Here is a 22,509-nt window from a genome sequence, read left to right as displayed (position 1 = left end):
ACACACCACCCCGCAAAATGGGAGGGAGCGTGGCCCCCTCCCCACATTCAGGCCTGCGTGGCTTCAGGCGTTGTGGCTTTCCTCGACACCTCGGCCACCAACGGAATCTCCTTACCGTCGGCATCGAACAACTTGCCGCCCCGGAAGTAATCCCCGTCGCGCAGCGCCGCCACGTCATGGAAGCACAGGCTGCGCTCAGTCCCCGCCACAAACACCGATTGCTGGTCCGAGTTACCGGCAGTGAAGTGGTTGAACGCCAGGTTCAACAGGATCGCCATGATCGCCGACGAACTGATGCCCGAGTGGAAAATCGTCGCAAACCAGCTAGGGAAGTGGTCATAGAAACTCGGCGCGGCGATGGGGATCATGCCGAAACCGATGGAGGTGGCCACGATGATCAGGTTCATGTTGTTGCGGTAATCCACCTTCGACAGCGTGCGGATACCACTGGCCGCCACCGTGCCAAACAGCACAATCCCGGCACCGCCGAGCACCGAGGTCGGTACGGCCGCGATCACCCGCCCCATAAACGGCAGCAGGCCGAGGATCACCAGGAACAGGCCACCGGTGGCGACCACGAAGCGACTTTTCACACCGGTCACCGCTACCAGGCCGACGTTCTGGGCAAACGCGCTCTGGGTGAACGAGCCGAAAATCGGCGCGAACATGCTCGACAGCATGTCGGCGCGCAGGCCATTACCCAAGCGTTTGGAGTCGACCTTGGTGTCGATGATTTCGCCCACCGCCAGGATGTCGGCCGAGGTTTCCACCAACGTCACCATCACCACGATGCACATCGAAATGATCGCGGCGATATGGAACGTCGGCATGCCGAAATGGAAAGGCGTAGGGAAACCGAACATCGGGCCCTGAGTCACGCCCGAAAAGTCGGCCATGCCGAGGAACACGGCGATGACGGTGCCGATGACCATCGCCAGCAGGATGGACAAGCGTGAGATGGTCGCGCTGCCAATCTTGCTCAACAGCAATACCAACACCAGGGTCAACGCCGCCAGGCCAATATTGGACATGCTGCCGAAATCTGCCGCGCGACTGTTACCACCCATCGCCCAGCGTGCTGCAACAGGCATCAGGGTCAGGCCGATCGTGGTGATCACAATACCGGTCACCAACGGCGGGAAAAATTTTGTGATCCGCGAGAACACGGGCGTGATCAGCAGCCCGATAAACGACGCGGCCATCACCGCCCCGAGAATCGCCGGCACCCCGCCTGCGCCATCACTGCCGACAATCGCCACCATGGTGGCCACACCGGCAAACGACACGCCCTGCACCAGCGGTAACTGACAGCCAAAGAACGGCAAGCCAAGGGTTTGCAACAAGGTTGCCAGGCCACCGGCGAACAGTGACGCAGCAATCAACAGGCCGATATCCGCCGGTGACAACCCGGCCGCCTGGCCGACGATCAAGGGTACCGCGACGATGCCGCCGTACATGGTGAGCACATGCTGCAGGCCGTAAGCCATGTTGGCGGCGACGCCGAGATTCTCATCTTCTGGCCGCTGCGGTGACGCCTTCGGGATAGTCATGGTGAGGGGGTTCTCTGTTTTTGTTGTGAGGCCACTGTATGCAATGTTAGGACTAGATGTCCATAGAGTTGTATACAATCAATCGAACAAGATACCCTCCACCGGCGTTACAAAAACAATCCGGCCGTGATGAGCCAGAACGCCAAAGGACCTGCACCATGAAAAAGGCATTACAAGGCGCCACCGTTGCACTCACCCTCCTCGGCGGCGGCGAGGCCGTTGCGGTGGAATGGATGAACAACAGCGTAGGCTTTCGCTACGGCCAGCAGTTCACCAACCCGAATAACCCCGACGAATTCAGCAAGCGCATCTATAGCTTCACCCACGCCAGTGGCTACCAGTACGGCAGCAATTTCCTCAACCTGGATGTGTTCCTGTCCGACAGCCGCGACCCGCGCAAGGGCACTGATCATGGCGGCAGCGAGGTGTATGCCGTGTACCGGCATCAGTTGTATGCATCGCGCGTCTTCGATAGGCCGTTGGGCACGGGGCTGGTCAAGGATTACGCGCTGACCCTGGGCTTTGACGCCAACCGCAACAACAACTTCGCCTCGGCCAAAAAGCGCGCGCTGGTGATTGGCCCGACCTTGAAGTTCAACACCGTGGGCGTGCTGGACCTGAGCCTGATGTACTACAAGGAAAAGAATCACACCGGCATCCCCGGCGCGCAGGAGTCAAATCACACCTTCGACGACACCTACATGCTCAACCTGACCTGGATGCGCCCCTTCGAGATCGCCAACCATGCGGCGAAATTTCAGGGGTTTATCAATTACGTCGGGGAAAAAGGCGAGGACTACCATGGCCGTGACACCGCCCCAGAAGCCTTGATGCGCACGGCGTTGATGGTGGCGGTAAGGCCGGGCAAAAGCGTCAAGCCGAACCTGTACCTGGGGGTGGGTTACGAATACTGGCACAACAAGTTCGGCGTGGACGGCGGCCGGGGCAGCCGCACGTCGACGCCGACGGTGAACATGGAAGTGACGTTCTAGGCAGTGGCCAACTCGGAGTCGTCCGCTTTCGGCCGCGCCAGCCAGTAACCCAAGACAGCGAGTGGCGCGGTCGCCAACATCACGATCACGGTAATCAGCAGCGGTTGCTCGATCATCGAAGACACCAGCAGGCTGCTGAGAAAGCACAGGCCCAATTGCAGGGTGTTTTGCAGCGCCGCGGCCTTGCCGGAGTTTTCCGCAAACGGCATCAGTGCATTCGCCACTACGATTGGGTAACTCGCACCGTTGACCAACGCCATCAGGCAGAACGGAATCAACAAGGTGGTGAGGGTCGGCACGGTCAAGGTCGCGACCAAGTACAGCGCCAGCATGCTGATGCAATAGACCACCAGCAACCAGGGCAGCAGCGTCTTGCCCTGCAAACGCTGCAAGGCACTGCGGCAACTGTAGCCGCCCACCAGAAACGCCAAGGTCGGTAGTACATAGCTCAGGCCGATGTCATTCGGGCTGTAGCCCATATCGCCAAGGATGAACGGCGAGGCGGTCAGCCAGGCGAAGAAACTGGCTGAGCAGGCCGCAAAAATCATCACGTTGCCGGTGAACACACGGGACGTGAGCAACTGCGCGTAACCGAGGCGCGCCGGCGCTTCTGTCTGCCGCTTCGGCACGCTGCGCAGGCATAGCGTCGGCAGCAGCAACAGCAGCGATACCCCCAGCAACACGCCGAAGATCGCCTGCCAGCCAAAGTGATTGAGCACCATCGCGCCCAACAGGGGCGCCAGCGCGGGTGACAGCGACATCAGCGGCATGATGCTGGCAAATACACGGTGGGCCTTGTCGGCCGGGTAACGGTCGATCACCAACGCCTGCCAACTAACCGCAGCGCAACACACACCAATCGCCTGCATAAAGCGCAGGCCCAACAGCTGCGCAGCGGTCTCGACCCAGAACATTCCTGCGCAGCCCAGCACGAACAAACTCAAACCCGCCAACAGAATCGGCTTGCGCCCCAGGCGGTCGGATAACGGCCCCCACAGCAACTGGCCCAGCGCAAAGCCAGCGAGGAAAACACTCAAGCTGGCGCCCACCGCACCCGCGCCAATCTGCAGCTGCTCGCCCATGACGCCGAACGCCGGCAAGTACATGTCCATTGCGAGATAACCGAGCATGCTCAGCCCCGCCAGATACCAAGTGAAACCAAAAGAATTTTTCATTGAAGCCTTGTTGATCCTGCCATCAAACTATTTGCTGACTGGCGCCCATTATGAAGCTGACAGATTTTGTGTGAAGCGATAATAATTGGACACTCTTATCAATTTTTTTGAAGGCAGCCTGCATGTGGTCTGAATACTCCCTGGATGTAGTCGATGCCGTGGCGCGCCATGGCAGCTTCAGCGCCGCCGCCCAGGAATTGCACCGCGTACCGTCGGCCATCAGCTACACGGTGCGCCAGATCGAAGAGTGGCTGGCGGTGCCATTGTTTATACGGCGCCATCGCGACGTAGAACTGACCCCCGCCGGCCGCCTGTTTATCGACGAAGCCCGTGGCGTGATGAAAAAAATGCTCGGCACGCGGCGCTTGTGCCAGCAAGTCGCCAATGGCTGGAGCGGCCAGTTGAAGGTGGCGGTGGACTCCATCGTCAAACCCCAGCGCTGCCGGCAATTGGTATTGGACTTTTATCGACAGTTCCCCGAGGTGGAGTTATTGCTGGAGTACGAGGTGTACAACGGCGTATGGGATGCCCTGGCCGATGAGCGCACCGACATCGTGATCGGTGCCACCAGCGCGGTGCCGGTGGCCAGTCGTTTCACTTTTCGCGACATGGGCCTGTTGAACTGGCTGTGCGTGGTCAGCGCCAGGCACCCATTGGCGGCGGTGCAAGGCCTGCTCAGCGATGACCAACTGCGCCCGTTCGCCTCGCTGTGCATGACCGACACTTCCCGCAACCTGCCCAAGCGCGACACCTGGACCCTGGATAACCAACGCCGCCTGGTCGTACCGAACTGGGCGTCCGCCATCGATTGCCTGCGCGATGGCCTGTGCGTTGGCATGGCCCCGGCGCATCAGGTGTTGCCGTGGATCGAACGCGGCGAACTGGTGGCGCTGCAATTGAGCCGCCCCTTCCCCGCCAGCCCATCGTGCGTGGCCTGGGCACAGAACAAGCTGTCCCCGGCAATGGCGTGGTTGCTGGAGTACCTGGGCGACAAGGACACAATGAACCAGGAATGGCTCAACGGCCCTGATCCAACAGCCGGGTAATGGCCCGCACGATCATCTCGACCTCCTTGGCCTCCAGGGTCAGCGGTGGCAACAGGCGAATGACCTTGCCCCGCGTCACGTTGATCAGCAGCCCATGCTCCTGGGCGGCGCGCTGGGCCAGGTCGCGATAGGGGCTGGCCAGTTCGATGCCAATCATCAAGCCCTGCCCGCGAATCGCCAGTACCTGCGGGTGCTCTTCCAATTCCATCCGTAACCGCGCCAGCAAGCGCTCGCCTTGTTGCGCGGCGTTCTGCAACAGGCCTTGCTCTTCGATAATCTCCAGCACGGTGCAACCCACCCGACAGGCCAGCGGGTTGCCACCGAAGGTGCTGCCGTGGCTGCCTGGCGTGAACAACTGGGCAACGGCCGCCCTTGCCAGGCAGGCGCCAATGGGCACACCGTTGCCAAGGCCTTTGGCCAGGGTCATCACGTCCGGCACGATCCCTTCGTGCTGGAACGCAAACCAGGCACCGGTACGACCGATGCCAGTCTGGACTTCATCGAGCATCATCAGCCAACCGTGACGCGTGCAGTGGTCACGCAAGGCGTGCAGATAACCCGGCGGCGCTGGCAGCACACCACTTTCGCCTTGGATCGGCTCCAGCAAAACCGCGGCGATACGTGCACCAAACGCCTGGGTAATCGCTTCAATGGCCGCCAGATCACCGAACCCGACTTTAAGAAAATCCCCCGGCAAGCGTTGAAAACCAAGGCGCACCGAGGGCCCATCACTGGCGGCCATGGTCCCGAGGGTGCGGCCATGGAAAGCGTTTTCCATCACCACCACCAACGGCTGTTCGATGCCCTTTTTCCAGCCATGCAACCGTGCCAGCTTCAATGCCGTCTCGTTGGCTTCGGCACCGGAGTTGTTGAAAAAAGCGCGGTCCAGGCCGGACAACTGGCTCAGCCGTTGGGCCAGACGCTGCTGCCAGTCGATGCTGTAGAGATTGGAGGTGTGCAACAGCAGACCGGCTTGCTCGCTGATAGCCGTCACTAGCTTCGGGTGGGAGTGGCCGACATTGGTCACCGCCACGCCCGCCACCGCGTCCAGGTATTCACGCCCCTGTTGATCCCACAGGCGCGTGCCCAGGCCACGGGTGAAGCTCAGGGCCAAGGGTTGGTAAGTGGTCATCAGGCAGGCGGCGGTCATGGTGGCGGACTCCAATTGGGGTGATGGAAGTATCGTTAACCACCTCAGCTGGATAAACTGCACTTTCCTGCAATGACTTTAAATCAGGGATTGATAATGGACCTGTTCCAGGCGATGTCGGTGTACGTAAAAGTGGTTGAGACCGGCAGCATGACCGCAGCCGCCAACACCTGCGCAATGTCGACCACCATGGTCGGCAACCACCTGCGCGCTTTGGAGCAACGCCTGGGCGTCAGCCTGCTCAAGCGCACCACGCGCAAACAGAGCCTGACGGAGTTCGGTGGCCAGTATTACCAACGTTGTCTGGAAGTGCTGGGGCTGGTGGCTGACTCCGAGCAATGGGCTGAACAAGCCCACAGTGAAGTTCCCAAAGGCACCCTGCGCATCACCGCCCCGCCCGCCTTCGGCACCGAACGCCTGGCGCCGGCCTTGAGCGAGTTCTCCCAGCGCTACCCGCAGATCAAACTGTACGTAGTGCTCAGCAACCAGCGCATGGACATGGTCGACAGTGGCTTTGACGTGGCGATCCGCCTGGGTGACCTGGAGCCGTCGAGCCTCATCGCCCGCCCCATGCAGGACTACACCATCACCCTCTGCGCCTCACCGGACTACCTTGCGCGACGCGGCACGCCCTCCAAGCCCGAAGACCTGCAACAGCACGACTGCCTGGCCTTCGCCTATCCGTCCACCGACGACTGGCGTAATGCCGATAAGCTCTGGCGCATGACCGGTGCAGACGGCGAAGTGGAAATCCCGGTATTCGGCTCGCTGACCATCAACAGCTCCCAAGCCTTGCGCCAAGCTGCTGTGCAAGGCATGGGCATCGTCATGCTGCCCGACGCCCTGGTGCAACCCGACCTGCAGACCGGCAAGCTGGTGGCATTGCTGACCACCTACCAACTGCCTAGCCGCCCCATGCACTTGTTGTACGGCCAGGACCGTTATCGCCTGCCAAAGCTGCGCGCCTTTGTCGACTTCGCCATGGAGAAGTGGGCGCGTTAGAAGCCCACGCCCAACTCACGCAGCCGAGCCGCCGTGTGTTCAGCCGACACATGGTGAATGCCTCGCCAGCCGAGCGAGACGGCAGCGTCGACATTGTCGGCAACATCGTCGATAAACACGACTTCCCCTGGCTTGATATCGGGCAAATAGGCACGAACCTGCCTGAGGCTGGCGTCGTAGATCGCCGGATTGGGCTTGATCAGCTTCAATTCGCCAGACACCACTATGTCGCGAAAACACCTTAGGAATGGATAGTTGGCCTGGGCATAGGGAAAGGTTTCGGCCGACCAGTTGGTGAGCCCGAATAACGGCATGTTGGCCGCATCCAGCGCCTTGAGAATCGCCACCCCTTCAGGCAGCGGGCCACGAAGCATCTCGTGCCAACGCTCGTAGTACGCCGTGATCAAGGCTTTATGGTGCGGGAATTGATCGGTCAGCACCTGCGTGGCTTCGGCCAGCGGCCGACCGGCATCCTGCTCAGTGTTCCAGGCCTGCGTACAGATGGTATCGAGGAACCATTGCCGCTCGTGTTCGTCGGCAATCAGCTTGCGGTACAGGTGCTGCGGGTTCCAATCAAACAACACACCACCAAAATCAAACACTACTGCACGAATTGCCATAGCTTGCTCCCGTGTATGCAACGCGTTGGTCAGGCAAGTCTGGCATGTACCTGGCCTACTGCAGCAAGTAAGCGCACGTAGGAAAGCTCTGAGAATTCACACCCTCCGCTCAGCAGAAAACAGCCGCCCCGGCTGGTAGTCAGTGCCTCACGGTGCCTGGAGGGAGTTGTGCACTACAAAGGTAGTCACAGACTTTTTCTACTTTGGATAGCGCGCTCCGTCTAGTGTCCAGCGAGAGACATCAAGGGATGTGGGACGGGAGGGAATCATCCAACTTAGCTGTGAACATGACTGGAGATACTGTAATGACCAGTATGATTTCCTCCATCGCCTCGCCTTCCGCGTTCAGCCTGGACGCACTGCAACGCATTCACCCCGCCTCATCTGACGCCCCCCCTCCAGGCACGAATGATCCGATGAGCGCGCTACTTGAAACGGTAAAGGAGCAGACGGGGATACTACCGAGCCACCTTGCGCCCTTGCAAAAAATAGCGGTTGCGACCAATTCCATCATCGGAATACGCCCGGTTGAATCCGTGGCGACAGGGCTGATAGAAGCCGGACACCCTACCAAGGACTTCCATATCAAAGGGAAAAGCGCCAACTGGGGGCCGCAGGCAGGCCTGATCTGTACGAACCAGACGTTCAGCAAACTTGAACAGTTTGCTGAAAAAACACCGGCTAAAGTGGCCAGCGCCAATAAGCAAATCCAGGCCTGTATCCACGATGGCCATGCGATAGCAACGCCTCTGACCCTCTCCGGCCAACGCCTTGATGAATTGGTAAAGCTGGGCCAGATAACTCAACCGACGCCTCAAGGACCCAACGGCACAGTGCACCTGAGTGCCCGCGGCCCCAGTGAGCAGCGCTATGAATTCGAAGGTCATCGTACATCGCCGTCCAGCGACAACTACCTCATCTCTCATCAGGGCGAGCCACTCGGAGTACTTGCTAAACAGCCAGGCGGCAAGCCATTGACGGCAGATTACGACCTGCACATGGTCGCTCCTCACCTGAGTGACTTTGGCCCGCAGGATAAGCTGCCTGTGCCCGATGTCGCCCACAGTGTCTTCAGGGATCGGATCAATCGCTACACGCAGGTTCCAAAAGAGCTGAGAGCTGACTTTGAAAACGCTGAGCGCTTCTACCAGAAAGAAGACCCTTATCTCGGCAATGCCACGCCGCGAATAGAGCAGATGATAGAACTCATCAATCAGAAACTGGTTGGCGGGGGTGAGCGGGTGGTCCACCACAATGCGGACTCAGGCAGCCCGGCGACAGACGTCGCCACTAACTACCCGGCAACTTTTTTCCTGCCCGCAAAGTTAGGCAGGTTCGATGTCATCAGTATCATCGCCAACAGTAGGGAAATGGCAGAACTGATAAAGACCGCCAAAGACAGCGGCTATCACGTGCCATTGAATCCACTCTGGGAGAAAGAAGTGGTCGGGATCAGGCGGTCTGACTTTCTTCGGGCGAAAAGCCGCCTCGCCTGAATCAGCGTCGGGAAAACAACGGCCTGGCAATCCCGCTACCTGGGCCGTTGTCAGTCACATCGTTTATGCCTGGACCAGACCGTTGATCTTCACGGTCGGGTTCACGTCTGCCTCGTAGTCCACGCCCTCGACTTCAAAGCCGAACAAGCGCAGGAACTCCGCCTTGTAGCCGGCAAAATCGCTGATCTCGTTGACGTTTTCGTCGGTGACCTGATCCCACAGTGCCGCAACGGCGTCCTGAACCTTAGGTTCCAGCTCGGCCAGGTCGGCGCGCAGGCGGCCGTCGGCGTCGAGTTTCGGCTCGCGGCCGTACAGGCTGTCCTTGAACAGACCATAGACCTGCTCGATGCAGCCTTCGTGAGTGCCCTGCTCCTTCATCACGCGAAACAACAGCGACAGGTACAGCGGCATGATCGGGATCGCCGAACTGGCCTGGGTGACCACCGCCTTGAGCACCGACACGCGGGCGTCGCCCTTCAGCGCTGCCAGGTTGTCGCGCAGGGTCAGGACTTTCTTGTCCAGGTCTTTCTTGGCTTCGCCGATGGAGCCGTTCCAGTAGATATCCTGGGTCAGCTTCTCGCCGAGATAGGTGAACGCGGTGGTCTTGGCGCCTTCGGCCAATACATCGGCGTCACGCAGGGCGTCGATCCACAGCTGCCAGTCGGCGCCACCCATGACATTCACGGTGCCGTCGATTTCTTCCTGGGTCGCAGGCTCAAGGGTGGTGTCGACCACAACGCCTTTGTCGGTGTTGATACCGCGCAGGGTCACAGCCTTGCCAATCGGCTTGAGGGTGGAGTTATAGACTTCACCGGTTTTAGGATCGGTACGGCGTGGCGCGGCCAGGCTGTAGACGACCAAGTCGATCTTGCCTAGGTCTTTCTTGATGGTTTCGATGGTCAGGCGCTTGATCTCGTCGGAGAACGCGTCGCCGTTGATGCTCTTGGCGTACAGGCCTTTTTCTACAGCAAACTTCTCGAACGCGGCGCTGTTGTACCAGCCGGCGGAGCTCAACTTGCCTTCTTCGCCTTCTTTCTCAAAAAACACGCCCAGGGTGTCGGCGCCGCAGCCAAACGCAGCACTGATGCGCGCGGCCAGGCCGTAGCCGGTAGAGGCGCCGAGGACCAGCACCTTCTTGGGGCCGCCTTCGATGACGCCGTGTTGAGTCACGTAGTCGATCTGCTCTTTGACGTTCGCTTCACAGCCAACAGGGTGAGCGGTCACACAGATGAAGCCACGAACCCGCGGTTTGATGATCATAAAATTTCTGCCTCTTCCAAGGTGCCGAAGGCCAGTGGTGGCCATTCAACTTCAATCGTACCGGTCTATGACGCCCGAAAAACCGAAGCGTCACGATAGTCGTAAATCTTCCGTTTACAAAATCCAATCCACACAAGGCCGGCAAGACTCGAAAAGGCCGTAACACCTGCACAATTTCGCACTATTTAAAGCGCCATTGCGGCGCAGAACGTCTTATCATGCCGCAGTTGTTTCAATATGTTTCAAAACCCCCACCACTCGCGGCCACGGATCCGACTGTCGAATGGCGTCCTGCTGGAGCTGAGTTGCATGAACAAGCCTGCTTTGCGTAAAAAAGCGGTATCGGTCGCCTGGGTGCTCGGCGTGCTGCTGATTATTGATGTGTTCCCCGAGACCACCCTGGTGTTCCTCTGCCTGGTGCTGGTGTGCGGTATCTACGACTTCCTGCGCAATGGCCTGTATGACACGCCCACGCTGAAAAAGTACTTTATCGGCAGTGGCCGCAACACCTGGCTATTGGCGCCGTTCAACACGCTGTTCGACCTGTTGAGTTCACGTAACCGCCACGTTTATACACTGCACGACCTACCGCCCGCCTGGCGTGAAGACCTGCAACAGGTGCTTGACGACGCCATGGCGCACAAGGACGAAATCATCGGCTACCTGGACGAACGCATGGCCGAGAAGAAGCGCGGCATGTTGTTTTTCCAATGGTATGGACGGCCGATCGAAACCACCCTGGATATTCCTGAGTTACGCAAAAAGCTGCCATTCGTGAAAACCATCGGCGTGTCGGTATTCAACGAAAACCGCTCGACCTCGTTTCATTTCGGCCCCCTGCGCATGATGTTCCGGGTGCTCTACAACATGGCGCCCGCGCCCCATCACGAGGGTGTGTACATCCAGGTTGGCCAGCACAAGCATTACTGGCATGACGATCCGTTGTTTATCTTCGATGACACGTTGATGCATGCGTCCTTCAACAAGAACGACGCCAAGCGCTACTGCCTGTTTATCGATATCGTGCGGCCGACGCCGTTGCCGTCGGTGCTTAACGCCGTGATCGCTGGGTTTGCGGGGATGGTCTTTACCCTGCGTCGGGTTTTCTACAAAAACTGGAAGCTGATTCAGTAACTTCTGCGGCATGATGGTGTTGGACGGTATTTGCGTTGGGCCCTGCGCCTGAGGTAAATATTCGGATCGTGCGACCGTCTACGGCGCCCACCATTCTCAAGCCATCGCGCCCAACGGCTGCGGTGGCTGCGCTTTCAAGGAATCAGAATGCCCCAACGTCAAGTCATCAATGCCTCCGTCAGCCCCAAGGGCAGCCTCGAAACCCTGTCCCAACGCGAAGTCCAGCAACTGAGCGAAGCCGGTACCGGCAGCATCTACACCCTGTTCCGCCAATGCGCCCTCGCGATCCTTAATACCGGCGCGCATATCGATAACGCCAAGACCATCCTCGACGCCTACAAAGACTTTGAAGTGCGTATCCACCAGCAGGACCGCGGCGTACGCCTGGAACTGCTGAACGCTCCCGCCGATGCGTTCGTCGACGGCGAGATGATCGCCAGTACCCGTGAAATGTTGTTCAGCGCTCTGCGCGACATCGTCTACACCGAGAACGAACTGGACAGCCAGCGCATCGACCTGAGCAACTCCCAAGGCATCACCGACTACGTGTTCCACCTGCTGCGCAACGCCCGTACGCTGCGCCCGGGCGTAGAGCCGAAGATCGTGGTGTGCTGGGGCGGACACTCGATCAACACCGAAGAATACAAATACACCAAGAAAGTCGGCCACGAACTGGGCCTGCGCAGCCTCGACGTGTGCACCGGTTGCGGTCCCGGCGTGATGAAAGGCCCGATGAAGGGCGCGACCATTTCCCACGCCAAGCAGCGCATCACCGGCGGGCGCTATTTGGGCCTGACCGAGCCGGGGATCATCGCCGCCGAAGCACCCAACCCGATCGTCAATGAGCTGGTGATCCTGCCGGACATCGAAAAACGCCTGGAAGCCTTCGTGCGTGTCGGCCACGGCATCATCATCTTCCCGGGCGGTGCCGGCACGGCCGAAGAGTTCCTGTACCTGCTGGGCATCCTGATGCACCCGGACAACCGCGACGTGCCGTTCCCGGTCATCCTCACCGGGCCGAAACAGGCCGCACCGTACCTGCAACAGCTGCACGCGTTCGTTGGCGCCACCCTCGGCGAAGCGGCGCAGGCGCACTACCAGATCATCATCGACGACCCGGCCGAAGTGGCACGCCAGATGACCGCTGGCCTCAAGTCGGTGAAACAGTTCCGGCGCGAGCGCAACGACGCGTTCCACTTCAACTGGCTGCTGAAAATCGACGAAGGCTTCCAGCGCCCGTTCGACCCGACCCACGAAAACATGGCCGGCCTGCAACTGAGCCACGCCCTGCCGCCCCACGAACTGGCGGCCAACTTGCGTCGCGCCTTCTCGGGCATCGTGGCGGGCAACGTGAAGGACAAGGGCATCCGCCTGATCGAAGAACATGGACCGTACGAGATCCACGGCGACCCGGCCATCATGAAACCGCTGGATGAGCTGTTGCAGGCGTTCGTCGCCCAGCACCGCATGAAGTTGCCGGGCGGTGCGGCGTACGTACCGTGTTATCGCGTGGTGCAGTGAGATAAAGGGGCTGGCGGTAGGTCATAGTTTGTATCGCTTTGGCGCATGGGCAAGGCTGCGGGTACGCACAGTTCGGACTAGGGTTTGACGAGCCCGGTTCACTTACAGCTGCGAGCAACCTATGGACCAAAGGATCTTGCCCTCCATCATTCCTTACCCCAAGGTAAGGAATATCATGTTGGGGATAATCACCATGGCGACCGCCACGCTTACCTCAAAAGGGCAAATCACCATCCCCATCCAAGTCCGGGCCGCACTCGGCCTTGAAACAGGGGACCGCGTCGAGTTTGTCGAAATGGAAGAAGGCAAGTTCTCGATCATTGCCGCGAGCAAAACCGTCCAAGACCCAAAGGCTTGATCCGCAAGCCTGCAGAAGCTGTGTCCATCGACGATATGAACCGTGCCATCGCAGCGCGGGGAGCCAGTGGCGGATGATCGGGCTGGATACCAATGTCTTGGTGCGCTACGTCACACAGGATGATCCGGTTCAATCCCCCAAGGCATCCGCACTGATCGAACCCCTCACCACCCTTACGCCAGGCTTTGTCAGCCTGGTGTCCGTGGTGGAATTGGTCTGGATACTACAAAGCTGCTACCCGTGCGCCAGGAGTGACGTGGTCACCGTTCTGGAAACGTTGCTACGCACCCGTGAGCTGACCATCGAACACGCCGAAGTCATCTGGCAGGCGCTTCGACGATTCGCAGCAAACAACACCGATTTCGCCGACTGCCTGATAGAGCGTTGCGCCCACGCAGCCGGGTGCGAATACACCGCCACCTTTGATCTCAATGCCGCCCAGGCGGCCGGCATGAAGCGCCTGACCTGAAGCGCAGCGTTGCGACAATGGGCAGGCTTTGGTAAAAACCGCTTCTATTCCTGATCGAGAGAAACACCAACGTGCGCACGTTTCTTCTTGCTGCCCTGGCCCTGTCGTCCTCCCTTGCCCTCGCCGATACCATTTGGCCTGAATTGCCGAAAACCTGCTTCGTCAGCGGCCGCTCCGCCACCAGTGCGGATGTCGACACTGGCTGCGCAGCGTTTTTGATCAATGTGAAAGGCAAGGCAGCGGGCACGCCGATCAAACTGGATATTCCGCAGTACGCGCTGCACGTCGACGAAGCCAGCGGCAAGGAAACGCCAGTGATCATCATCCAGGCAGAAGAGAGCGGCGAGGTTAAAGCAGTGGGTTACAAGGAGCTCGGCACCGATCAACTCGGCGCCGCGCTGTTGCGGGAAGTTCGGTTACTGGGTACGAAAAAGCCGTCTTGAACCGGGGCTCAGCGCACCCAGCCACCGCCCTGCCAGTGGTACCCATCATTGCGCTGCACCCAGTGCGGATGCACATAACGATAGCCCTCGCGCACCGGCTCCCAGTGGCCGTGCATGGCAACATAGCGCCCGCCTTCCCAGCGCCAGTAACCGCGCGACCATACATAGCCTTCGCGTACCGCCGGCTCGACTTCGATCACCTGCACCGGTGGCGGTTGTGGCGCAACCACTTCGACATACTCGCGCTGTGGCGGTCGACGCTCATGCACCACACGCTCTTGCACACACCCGGATGCCGCGACGACCATCGCCGCCAGTGCTGCGTAACGGAGCAACATACAACCTCCTCGGGCGCGACCGCCCAACACCTGTACCGATAAAAAATCCCCCTATGTTTCAGCCGCGCTCCTGCTAAGGCTTGGATACTTTTTTAACAGGTGATGTCTGTCGGGTTGCTGAACTGTTCTTACGGCCATGAAAAAGCCCGCTGACCGTCACCGGTTCAGCGGGCTTTTTACAGTTGGGCCTGAATCAGCGCCCACCTGTTTTTTACAGCGCCAGGTCAGACGCCGGCTTGCTCGGCTCAGCCGCAGGCTTGGCAGCCTCGGTCGCCGCTGGAGCAGCCTTTGCCGGAATTACCGGCGGTGTTGGCAGTTGCAGGATATTGGCGGTGTAGGCCCATTCCTTGGCAACAGCTTCAGGACTGTCGTTCAGCTTGGTGCCGTAGCTTGGCACGATCTGATGCAGTTTTTCCTGCCAGGCCGGCGTGGCGACCTTGTCCTTGAACACTTTCTGCAGCACGGTCAGCATGATCGGAGCCGCGGTGGACGCGCCTGGCGATGCACCCAACAGGCCTGCAATGGTGTTGTCGGCGGAGCTGACCACTTCGGTACCGAGTTTCAGGACACCGCCCTGCTCTTCGTCACGCTTGATGATCTGCACACGCTGACCGGCTTGCCACAGGCGCCAGTCCGATTGCTTGGCGTTCGGGAAGTACTCTTGCAGCGCCTTGAAGCGGTCGTCATCGGACAGCATCAGTTGACCGGCAAGGTACTCAACCAGTGGGTATTCACGAATACCGACTTTGGTCATTGGCCAGATGTTGTGGGTGGTGGTGCTGGTCAGCAGGTCCAGGTACGAGCCTTCTTTCAGGAACTTGGTCGAGAAGGTAGCGAATGGGCCAAACAGGATTACGCGCTTGCCATCCAGCACGCGGGTGTCCAGGTGCGGAACCGACATGGGAGGCGCGCCAACCGATGCCTTGCCGTAGGCCTTGGCCAGGTGCTGCTCGGCAACGGTTGGGTTATCGGTCACCAGGAACGAGCCGCCAACCGGGAAGCCTGCGTATTCCTTGGCTTCAGGAATGCCCGACTTTTGCAGCAGGTGCAGTGCACCGCCGCCAGCGCCGATGAACACGAACTTGGCGTCGGTTTCGGTCTTGGTGCCGTCTTTCAGGTTTTTGTAGCTGACACGCCACGAACCGTCGGCGTTCTTGGTGATGTCCTGCACTTCGCTCGACAGTTTCAGGTCGAACTTAGGCGTGGTTTGCAGGTGGGCAACGAACTGGCGGGTGATCTCGCCGAAGTTCATGTCGGTACCCAGCGGGCTCCAGGTGGCCGCGATTTTCTGGTTCGGGTCACGCCCTTCCATCATCAGCGGAACCCATTTGGCGATCTGCGCCGGGTCTTCGGAGTACTGCATGCCGGCGAACAGCGGGCTTGCCTTCAGGGCTTCGTAACGCTTCTTGAGGAACTTGATGTTGTCATCGCCCCACACAAAGCTCATGTGCGGCGTGGTGTTGATGAACGAACGCGGGTTCTTCAGGACGCCCTGCTGGACCTGCCAGGACCAGAACTGACGGGAGATCTGGAACGCTTCGTTGATCTCGACCGCTTTCGGGATCTCAACGTTGCCGTTCTTGTCTTCCGGGGTGTAGTTCAGCTCAGCCAGGGCCGAGTGACCGGTACCGGCGTTGTTCCAGCCGTTTGAGCTTTCTTCGGCCACGCCATCGAGGCGCTCGACCATTTCCATCGACCAGTCTGGTTCCAGCTCGTTAAGCCAGACACCCAGGGTCGCACTCATGATGCCGCCGCCGATAAGCAGCACATCGACTTTCTTTGCCTCTTGCGCGTGAACGGAGCTGATCCCCAGTGACAAAGCCAGCCCCAGCAGGGCAGTGTTTACTTTTTTAAACATCAGTAGCACCTATGATAAAACGCCATCCGCCCCACTGCCCCTGATCATGGGCAACCCTCAATCACGCTACGCCAGGCAACGTACCGCGGGGTTTGCACATGCTCGCAAGAGCCGCAGGGTGGGCACACAAGGCCGACGTATCGACCTCACTTTTATGTCCCTTCTGCGCTGACTTCTTATCATTATTGGCTTCAGCTACCTGGGCGACAGTTATCCGCCGGTACGTATACAGGTGTACGTACCGGGGAAAGACTAGACCAAGACGGCGCGCAGAATATCACGCTAAACAGCGTTTATGCGCCGTTTGGCCAATTGACAGCTCTAAATCGCAGGTTTTAACCCGCCAGTGTCAAGCCTGGCAGGCGCGACCTGGGGTCACAGGCCGGGAACTCTCGCGCATAAGGCTGTTCTAGACACATTCGCCGCTGCCTGCGTAGCATCCGCGGCGGTCCTTCGTGTTATCCATCCAAACAGAGCGATCCATGTCTATCCATCAAACTCCCGGGCACGTGCTGCCCGCGCGCAGTGCCGCCAAAATGGAAGCGGCCATGGCCGTGGGCGCTTTCGCAATCGGTACTGGCGAGTTCGCCATCATGGGCTTGATGCCCGATATCGCCCAGAATCTGGGTTTAAGCGAACCCCAGGTCGGCCACGCCATCAGTGCCTATGCGCTGGGCGTGATGGTCGGCGCACCGCTGCTGGCCATCCTCGGCGCCAAGTTATTGCGCAAACACATGCTGCTCTTATTGATGGGGCTGTATGCCCTGGGCAATCTGGCCACCGCGTTTACACCCACCTTCGGCTCGTTGGTGGCGTTTCGCTTTATCAGCGGCCTGCCCCACGGCGCCTACTTCGGCATCGCCGCAGTAGTTGCTTCCAGCATGGTACCGAACGACAAACGCGCCGGCGCGGTGGCACGGGTGATGATGGGGCTGACTCTGGCCATGCTGCTCGGCAACCCCATCGCCACCTTTCTCGGCCAACACTTGGGCTGGCGCTCCGCGTTCGCACTGGTGAGCGTGATCGCCTTGTGCACCATCGCCCTGGTCTGGCAATTCGTCCCCCACCGCCACGACGAACAACGCAGCGACCCACGCAAGGAACTGCGCGCTTTCACCAAACCCCAAGTGTGGATGGCCCTGTCCATCGGGGCCATCGGCTTTGCCGGGATGTTCTGCGTGTTCAGCTATCTGGCCCCGACCATGCTGGAAGTCACCAAAGTGTCGCCCCAGTGGATTCCGTTTGGCCTGGCGGCATTCGGCGCGGGCGGGATCATCGGCAATATTGCCGGCGGAAAACTGTTCGACCGCCTGCAATTTCGCGCAGTGGGCCTGATCCTGCTGTGGTCGATGGCAGTGCTGATGTTCTTCCCCTTCGCTGCCAATTCGCTGTGGGGCGTTCTGCTGGGCATTGGCCTGGTCGGCACCATGATCGCCCTGGCCGCCCCGCTGCAAATCCGCCTGATGGACATCGCTCACGAAGCCCCAAGCCTGGCTGCAGCGTCCAACCATGCGGCATTCAACCTTGCAAATGCGCTGGGCCCGTGGTTCGGCGGGATGGCGATCACGGCCGGACTGGGCTGGACGAGCACCGGTTACATTGGCGCGGTCACCGCACTCCTAGGGTTGGGGGTTTACCTAGCGGCACGGCGCATGAAGGGCGGCCATTGAGACCTGAACAGGCGTCGAGCACATCGGCGCTTGCGACGGTGATCGCCTTGTTAACACGCACACGTTTTTTAAGGCCGTTATCGAACGATTGTGGCGAGCAAATGTTCTTATACTTTTGAGTTGCGCTGAGTCGTGAAACTCAACAAGTGACAACTACAGTTCTGCCTGGAGTGACGCATCACACCACAATCAAGAAGCATTCGCATTTATATCGAGATAAACTAATACATGTCGTATTGGTTTTTTTTCTCTACAATTCGTGAATGCATAGAAGGAAATTTTCGTGAACACTTCAGTGAATTCAAAACCGCGCGCCAATGATGATGAAATAGACTTAATCCCCCTTCTCCAGGCGTTATGGGCACATAAGAAAACCATCATTGCCGCCACCATCGTCGGCGCCGTCATTTCTTTATCCGTGTATATGCTGTCACCTGAACAATGGACCGCCAGCACTTACATCAGCAAACCTTCTCTACTCAGCCTATATAAAGAAGTCAAGGAACATGACACGCCCTCCACGACAAACCCACTGTCGCCGGAAGCCAAACTGTACAGCACAATACAAAATGATGTGTTTTATACCGCCTTGGGCATCATGACAGCCAATGCAATTACAGTGAAGGAAACGCCACCAAGATCAGGGAATAATGAGCCGGTTCTCTATATTGCCTCGGCCACCGCGACGACTGCGGCGCAGGCTATTGCCCAATTGAAAACCGCTATGGACACTGCCAATGTGCAGGCCATAACACTCAACCTGCCAAACGTTGCCCCAGATAAAACACTTAGAGCTTTTAATGCGCTCGACGAAGTTAAAACCGGCACAATCAAAAAAACCAAGAAGTTTGCTTATCTGGGCGCCGCTTTAGGCTTTATTCTGGCCAGCGCATTTGTATTGGGTAGATTCTTGCTGCAACAGCACAAACAATTCAACCGCACTTAAACTTCGCTACAGACACTCATCAATCAAAAAATACACAATACAGACCAGCAACGAAGCAATAAAAACAATAAACAACTTCGCGAACAATGTCATTTTCATCGAGCATACTTCAACATAATAAAATAATGGCTTAAAGCCATTATTGCACTGTATCGATCTTTTTTCACGGTGATTTTCGGATACTAACCATACCCCACAAGAAAAAAGCCAACCACAAGCAAGCAGCGATAGTCAATGCAAATATGTAGAAGTAAGGGAATAAAACAGCTACAGACAGCTTAGGTTCAGGTTGGATCCAAAAGTCTTAGCCTGTAACATATCCGTCATAATTCACGAGTGACAAGGATGTGTTTTGATTTTTCCCGACAATGGCGTGCTTCAGAATTTTCCGTCGACGCTCATGCATCGAAACACAACCATCTTCACCATAGACGGCATTGACGGCACCGCTCAACAAGCGATTCAGGACCTGATCGATGCCCGCCATCAGGTGCAGGATCGTGTCAGCGCCCCACTCAAAGGGATGGAGAGCGAACTGTTCGCCAAATTCCAACCCCTCGACAGCCTAAGACCCAAATTGCGAGTGACGTTCGGCCGCGCAAAACGCGACGGAACGTATGACTGGCCGATCGAAGAAGTCATCAATACCCTCGGCGCCCAACAACGCAACGCCCCGGTCGCCCCTCTCCACGGCTTTGGCTATCGCAAATCAGCGCTGGGCCTCATCCAGGAATTCTTCATCTTCACCAAAATGCTGGATGGCTACCTCAATGGCCTGGAGTGGCTCAAGCAGGAACAAGACATCCAAAACTTGATCGCCGTATCATTCAAGCTACTGCACTCGCTGCACAGTAAAGGCATCGCGCACATGGACTTCTGGGCCAACAACGTGATGATCAACGCGCAGCAGCCGACACAGGCAAAGGCCATCGACCTTGAAAACTGCTTTCTCACCCCGACCGACTACCTGACCGAAGTGCTGGCATTCCAATTCGGTTTTTATTACCGACGCGAGATTTTCCGTTTCGTGATCGAGCAGGATTACGATCGAATGGTGCAGGAAGCACTCGGCCAATATGACGGCATTGATAGTGGTCGTTTTGATGAGATATACGCGTCAAGCAAACACGAAAATATAAGCCGACGGGCACGGCGAGAGATCTTTCATAAAGGGACTGTCATTACAGGCTGATGAAGGTAGGGCACGGCGACGCAGAGCACGCATCCGATTCCTGATAAACTCAGGCCCTCCGCCCTGCCCACTCAGATTGTCCAATGCCCCTGACGACCGCCTCACCACAACCATTTTCCCGCCGCTTCTCCGTCGCCCCGATGATGGATTGGACAGACCGCCACTGCCGGTTCTTCCTGCGCCTGCTCTCCAAACATGCCTTGCTCTACACCGAGATGGTCACCACCGGTGCGATTCTCCATGGTGATCACGAACGCTTCCTGCGCCACAGCGAGGCTGAGCACCCGCTCGCATTGCAGTTGGGTGGTAGCGTTCCGGCTGATCTGGCCGCTTGCGCGCGCATGGCCGAGGTGGCGGGGTATGACGAGGTGAACCTGAACGTCGGCTGCCCCAGTGACCGCGTACAGAACAATATGATCGGTGCGTGCCTGATGGGGCATCCGGCGCTGGTGGCGGACTGTGTGAAGGCGATGCGCGATGCGGTGTCGATTCCGGTGACGGTGAAGCATCGGATCGGGATCAACGGGCGGGACAGTTATGCCCAGCTCTGTGATTTTGTCGGCCAAGTGAAGGACGCGGGGTGTACCAGCTTTACGGTGCATGCGCGGATTGCAATTCTGGAGGGCTTGTCGCCCAAGGAGAATCGAGACATTCCGCCGTTGCGGTATGACGTGGCGGCGCAGTTGAAGCAGGACTTTCCAGCGTTGGAGATTGTGCTGAACGGCGGCATCAAGACGCTGGAGCAGTGCCACGAGCATTTGCAGACGTTTGATGGGGTGATGTTGGGCCGGGAGGCTTATCACAACCCGTATCTGCTGGCGGAGGTGGATCAGCAGTTGTTTGGCAGTAAGGCGCCAGTGATCAGCCGGGCGCAGGCGCTGGCGCAGTTGCGGCCTTATATTGCTGAGCATTTGGCCGGTGGTGGGACGATGCATCATATTACGCGGCATGTGCTGGGGCTGGGCACCGGTTTCCCGGGGGCGCGTAAATTCCGGCAGTTGTTGTCGGTGGATATTCATAAGGCGAGCGATCCGTTGGCGTTGCTGGATCAGGCGGCGGGGTTGCTGGAAGGTCGCTGACCAGGATCAGGCGGCCGATCGGCCGCTATCGGGTGCGAGCCCCTCCCACAATCAGATGGCAGATAGGTTGAACCTGCCGGCCGTTTTGCCCTCTTATTTAGCTGCACGGCCGGTCATTCAAACGGCTGTTTTCAGGTTGTTGCCCTCGCAAACGATCGAACGCATTTGCGCCCTTGAGCGCCTGTCAGCGCTCGGGTAATGTCACCAGACCCATAGGACAGAGCACGCCCATGACCTCCAAGCTGGAACAACTCAAACAGTTCACCACGGTAGTAGCCGACACCGGCGACTTTGAAGCTATCGCTCGCGTCAAACCGCAAGATGCAACCACCAACCCATCCCTGCTGCTCAAAGCTGCCTCGATACCAGGCTATGCCAAGCTGCTGGATGAGTGCGTACAGGACTGCAATGGCGATGTGGGCCTGGCCAGTGACCGTTTTGCAGTAGCCGTCGGCCAGGAAATCCTCAAGGTAGTACCTGGGCGCATCTCCACCGAGGTGGATGCTCGCCTGTCGTTCGACACTGACGCCGTACTCAAGCGCGCGCACCGCCTGATCGACCTGTATGAGAAGGCTGGCATTGGCCGTGATCGCGTGCTGATCAAGATCGCCGCCACCTGGGAAGGCATCCGCGCGGCAGAGAAGCTGGAAAAAGAAGGCATCCAGACCAACCTCACACTGCTGTTCTCCTTCGCACAGGCCGTGGCGTGCGCAGAAGCCGGCGTGTTCCTTATTTCGCCATTCGTGGGCCGTATCTACGACTGGTACAAGAAGGCCAACGGCAACGACTACACCGGTTCCGATGACCCGGGCGTGCAGTCGGTGACGCGTATCTACAACTACTACAAAGCCAATGGCTACAAGACAGTGGTGATGGGTGCGAGTTTCCGTAACCTGAGCCAGATTGAAGAGTTGGCCGGGTGTGATCGCCTGACTATCAGCCCGGATCTGCTGGAGAAACTGGCAGCCGATGAAGGCAAGCTGGAGCGCAAGCTGTCGCCAGGCCATGCCGGCGAAGCGCGGGTGCACATGACTGAAGCGCAGTTCCGTTGGGAATCCAACGAAGACGCGATGGCGACTGAGAAGCTAGCGGAAGGGATTCGTCAGTTTGCTCGGGACCAGGAAAAGCTCGAAGCGCTGCTGACCGCCAAGCTGTAAAAAAGCACGACAAAAAGGGCGGCACCTGTGAGGGTGCCGCCCTTTTTTGCATG

General features: G+C 58.5%; 20 protein-coding genes and 1 pseudogene. 14 read left to right on the top strand and 7 right to left on the bottom strand.

What is annotated here, in order from left to right; translation table 11 throughout:
• Positions 1–47: 47 nt before the first annotated feature.
• On the bottom strand, positions 48–1,550 hold the full coding sequence (locus PspS35_RS08405; RefSeq protein WP_159933536.1) for a nucleobase:cation symporter-2 family protein: 1,503 nt from the start codon (positions 1,548–1,550) through the stop codon (positions 48–50).
• Between the two features lie 158 nt (positions 1,551–1,708).
• Between PspS35_RS08405 and PspS35_RS08400 the strand changes: the two genes are divergently transcribed.
• Positions 1,709–2,542 carry a nucleoside-binding protein gene (locus PspS35_RS08400; protein ID WP_159933535.1) on the top strand — a complete coding sequence of 278 codons (834 nt, stop codon included), beginning with the start codon at positions 1,709–1,711 and terminating at the stop codon, positions 2,540–2,542.
• Here the strand turns inward: PspS35_RS08400 and punC are convergent.
• The gene (gene punC, locus PspS35_RS08395; RefSeq protein ID WP_159933534.1) at positions 2,539–3,717 is read right to left on the bottom strand and encodes a purine nucleoside transporter PunC; all 1,179 of its coding nucleotides are present in this window, start codon (positions 3,715–3,717) and stop codon (positions 2,539–2,541) included. The two genes, PspS35_RS08400 and punC, sit on opposite strands and share 4 nt — an antisense overlap.
• A gap of 122 nt (positions 3,718–3,839) precedes the next feature.
• Here punC and punR point away from each other — a divergent pair, with 122 nt between their 5' ends.
• Positions 3,840–4,763, top strand: a complete 924-nt coding sequence (gene punR / locus PspS35_RS08390) for a DNA-binding transcriptional activator PunR (protein WP_159933533.1) — start codon at positions 3,840–3,842, stop codon at positions 4,761–4,763.
• On the opposite strand, the gene PspS35_RS08385 is transcribed toward punR, so the two are convergent.
• Positions 4,735–5,913 carry an aspartate aminotransferase family protein gene (locus PspS35_RS08385; RefSeq protein ID WP_159933532.1) on the bottom strand — a complete coding sequence of 393 codons (1,179 nt, stop codon included), beginning with the start codon at positions 5,911–5,913 and terminating at the stop codon, positions 4,735–4,737. The two genes, punR and PspS35_RS08385, sit on opposite strands and share 29 nt — an antisense overlap.
• Before the next feature lie 96 nt (positions 5,914–6,009).
• On the opposite strand from PspS35_RS08385, the gene PspS35_RS08380 reads away from it, so the two are divergent.
• On the top strand, positions 6,010–6,915 hold the full coding sequence (locus PspS35_RS08380) for a LysR family transcriptional regulator (RefSeq protein WP_159933531.1): 906 nt from the start codon (positions 6,010–6,012) through the stop codon (positions 6,913–6,915).
• Here the strand turns inward: PspS35_RS08380 and PspS35_RS08375 are convergent.
• A complete protein-coding gene (locus PspS35_RS08375; protein WP_159933530.1) occupies positions 6,912–7,535 on the bottom strand; it encodes an HAD family phosphatase in 624 nt (207 codons plus the stop codon). The two genes, PspS35_RS08380 and PspS35_RS08375, sit on opposite strands and share 4 nt — an antisense overlap.
• Positions 7,536–7,840: 305 nt before the next feature.
• On the opposite strand from PspS35_RS08375, the gene PspS35_RS08370 reads away from it, so the two are divergent.
• Complete coding sequence (locus PspS35_RS08370; RefSeq protein ID WP_159933529.1) at positions 7,841–9,031, top strand: anthrax toxin-like adenylyl cyclase domain-containing protein; 1,191 nt, start codon at positions 7,841–7,843, stop codon at positions 9,029–9,031.
• A 63-nt stretch (positions 9,032–9,094) separates the two neighbouring features.
• Here the strand turns inward: PspS35_RS08370 and fabV are convergent, their stop codons facing one another.
• Positions 9,095–10,291 carry an enoyl-ACP reductase FabV gene (gene fabV, locus PspS35_RS08365; RefSeq protein ID WP_159933528.1) on the bottom strand — a complete coding sequence of 399 codons (1,197 nt, stop codon included), beginning with the start codon at positions 10,289–10,291 and terminating at the stop codon, positions 9,095–9,097.
• A gap of 309 nt (positions 10,292–10,600) precedes the next feature.
• On the opposite strand from fabV, the gene PspS35_RS08360 reads away from it, so the two are divergent.
• From PspS35_RS08360 to PspS35_RS08340, 5 genes and pseudogenes are all read left to right on the top strand, one after another.
• Entirely contained in the window at positions 10,601–11,425 is an 825-nt protein-coding gene (locus PspS35_RS08360; RefSeq protein ID WP_159933527.1) for an aspartyl/asparaginyl beta-hydroxylase domain-containing protein, read from the top strand.
• 147 nt (positions 11,426–11,572) lie between these two features.
• Positions 11,573–12,946: a nucleotide 5'-monophosphate nucleosidase PpnN gene (gene ppnN, locus PspS35_RS08355; protein WP_159933526.1), complete on the top strand. Its 1,374-nt coding sequence runs from the start codon at positions 11,573–11,575 to the stop codon at positions 12,944–12,946.
• 121 nt (positions 12,947–13,067) lie between these two features.
• Positions 13,068–13,381, top strand: a pseudogene (locus PspS35_RS08350) (AbrB/MazE/SpoVT family DNA-binding domain-containing protein).
• Positions 13,378–13,773 (top strand): type II toxin-antitoxin system VapC family toxin, encoded by a 396-nt coding sequence (locus tag PspS35_RS08345; RefSeq protein WP_159933525.1) that lies wholly within the window; start codon positions 13,378–13,380, stop codon positions 13,771–13,773. Before PspS35_RS08350 ends, PspS35_RS08345 begins: the two are co-directional and overlap by 4 nt.
• A gap of 71 nt (positions 13,774–13,844) precedes the next feature.
• A complete protein-coding gene (locus PspS35_RS08340; protein ID WP_159933524.1) occupies positions 13,845–14,216 on the top strand; it encodes a hypothetical protein in 372 nt (123 codons plus the stop codon).
• Positions 14,217–14,224: 8 nt separating this feature from the next.
• On the opposite strand, the gene PspS35_RS08335 is transcribed toward PspS35_RS08340, so the two are convergent.
• Both PspS35_RS08335 and mqo read right to left on the bottom strand, forming a co-directional pair.
• Positions 14,225–14,554 (bottom strand): YXWGXW repeat-containing protein, encoded by a 330-nt coding sequence (locus PspS35_RS08335; RefSeq protein ID WP_159933523.1) that lies wholly within the window; start codon positions 14,552–14,554, stop codon positions 14,225–14,227.
• A 211-nt stretch (positions 14,555–14,765) separates the two neighbouring features.
• Positions 14,766–16,412 carry a malate dehydrogenase (quinone) gene (gene mqo, locus PspS35_RS08330; RefSeq protein ID WP_159933522.1) on the bottom strand — a complete coding sequence of 549 codons (1,647 nt, stop codon included), beginning with the start codon at positions 16,410–16,412 and terminating at the stop codon, positions 14,766–14,768.
• Between the two features lie 482 nt (positions 16,413–16,894).
• On the opposite strand from mqo, the gene PspS35_RS08325 reads away from it, so the two are divergent.
• From PspS35_RS08325 to tal, 5 genes are all read left to right on the top strand, one after another.
• On the top strand, positions 16,895–18,082 hold the full coding sequence (locus PspS35_RS08325) for an MFS transporter (protein ID WP_159933521.1): 1,188 nt from the start codon (positions 16,895–16,897) through the stop codon (positions 18,080–18,082).
• A gap of 283 nt (positions 18,083–18,365) precedes the next feature.
• Positions 18,366–19,028 carry a Wzz/FepE/Etk N-terminal domain-containing protein gene (locus tag PspS35_RS08320; protein WP_159933520.1) on the top strand — a complete coding sequence of 221 codons (663 nt, stop codon included), beginning with the start codon at positions 18,366–18,368 and terminating at the stop codon, positions 19,026–19,028.
• Between the two features lie 352 nt (positions 19,029–19,380).
• Positions 19,381–20,220, top strand: coding sequence for a hypothetical protein (locus PspS35_RS08315; RefSeq protein ID WP_159933519.1), 840 nt, complete (start codon positions 19,381–19,383; stop codon positions 20,218–20,220).
• Between the two features lie 83 nt (positions 20,221–20,303).
• A complete protein-coding gene (gene dusA / locus PspS35_RS08310) occupies positions 20,304–21,299 on the top strand; it encodes a tRNA dihydrouridine(20/20a) synthase DusA (RefSeq protein ID WP_159933518.1) in 996 nt (331 codons plus the stop codon).
• A gap of 230 nt (positions 21,300–21,529) precedes the next feature.
• The gene (gene tal / locus PspS35_RS08305) at positions 21,530–22,456 is read left to right on the top strand and encodes a transaldolase (RefSeq protein ID WP_159933517.1); all 927 of its coding nucleotides are present in this window, start codon (positions 21,530–21,532) and stop codon (positions 22,454–22,456) included.
• Positions 22,457–22,509 lie beyond the last annotated feature (53 nt).

Origin of the sequence: Pseudomonas sp. S35 (assembly GCF_009866765.1) — a bacterium.
In the GTDB taxonomy this organism is placed as follows: domain Bacteria; phylum Pseudomonadota; class Gammaproteobacteria; order Pseudomonadales; family Pseudomonadaceae; genus Aquipseudomonas.
Note: the sequence above shows the minus strand (reverse complement) of the source record. Positions and strands in the feature narration are given on the sequence as shown.

What these genes read in the sequence shown, in the direction of transcription:
- punR (WP_159933533.1), top strand. Translation starts at nt 3,840, where the DNA reads ATGTGGTCTGAATACTCCCTGGATGTAGTCGATGCCGTGGCGCGCCAT.
- tal (WP_159933517.1), top strand. Translation starts at nt 21,530, where the DNA reads ATGACCTCCAAGCTGGAACAACTCAAACAGTTCACCACGGTAGTAGCC.
- punC (WP_159933534.1), bottom strand. Translation starts at nt 3,717, where the DNA reads ATGAAAAATTCTTTTGGTTTCACTTGGTATCTGGCGGGGCTGAGCATG.
- ppnN (WP_159933526.1), top strand. Translation starts at nt 11,573, where the DNA reads ATGCCCCAACGTCAAGTCATCAATGCCTCCGTCAGCCCCAAGGGCAGC.
- PspS35_RS08385 (WP_159933532.1), bottom strand. Translation starts at nt 5,913, where the DNA reads ATGACCGCCGCCTGCCTGATGACCACTTACCAACCCTTGGCCCTGAGC.
- PspS35_RS08380 (WP_159933531.1), top strand. Translation starts at nt 6,010, where the DNA reads ATGGACCTGTTCCAGGCGATGTCGGTGTACGTAAAAGTGGTTGAGACC.
- dusA (WP_159933518.1), top strand. Translation starts at nt 20,304, where the DNA reads ATGCCCCTGACGACCGCCTCACCACAACCATTTTCCCGCCGCTTCTCC.
- PspS35_RS08405 (WP_159933536.1), bottom strand. Translation starts at nt 1,550, where the DNA reads ATGACTATCCCGAAGGCGTCACCGCAGCGGCCAGAAGATGAGAATCTC.
- PspS35_RS08370 (WP_159933529.1), top strand. Translation starts at nt 7,841, where the DNA reads ATGACCAGTATGATTTCCTCCATCGCCTCGCCTTCCGCGTTCAGCCTG.
- PspS35_RS08375 (WP_159933530.1), bottom strand. Translation starts at nt 7,535, where the DNA reads ATGGCAATTCGTGCAGTAGTGTTTGATTTTGGTGGTGTGTTGTTTGAT.
- PspS35_RS08400 (WP_159933535.1), top strand. Translation starts at nt 1,709, where the DNA reads ATGAAAAAGGCATTACAAGGCGCCACCGTTGCACTCACCCTCCTCGGC.
- fabV (WP_159933528.1), bottom strand. Translation starts at nt 10,291, where the DNA reads ATGATCATCAAACCGCGGGTTCGTGGCTTCATCTGTGTGACCGCTCAC.
- PspS35_RS08325 (WP_159933521.1), top strand. Translation starts at nt 16,895, where the DNA reads ATGTCTATCCATCAAACTCCCGGGCACGTGCTGCCCGCGCGCAGTGCC.
- mqo (WP_159933522.1), bottom strand. Translation starts at nt 16,412, where the DNA reads ATGTTTAAAAAAGTAAACACTGCCCTGCTGGGGCTGGCTTTGTCACTG.
- PspS35_RS08345 (WP_159933525.1), top strand. Translation starts at nt 13,378, where the DNA reads ATGATCGGGCTGGATACCAATGTCTTGGTGCGCTACGTCACACAGGAT.
- PspS35_RS08360 (WP_159933527.1), top strand. Translation starts at nt 10,601, where the DNA reads ATGAACAAGCCTGCTTTGCGTAAAAAAGCGGTATCGGTCGCCTGGGTG.
- PspS35_RS08335 (WP_159933523.1), bottom strand. Translation starts at nt 14,554, where the DNA reads ATGTTGCTCCGTTACGCAGCACTGGCGGCGATGGTCGTCGCGGCATCC.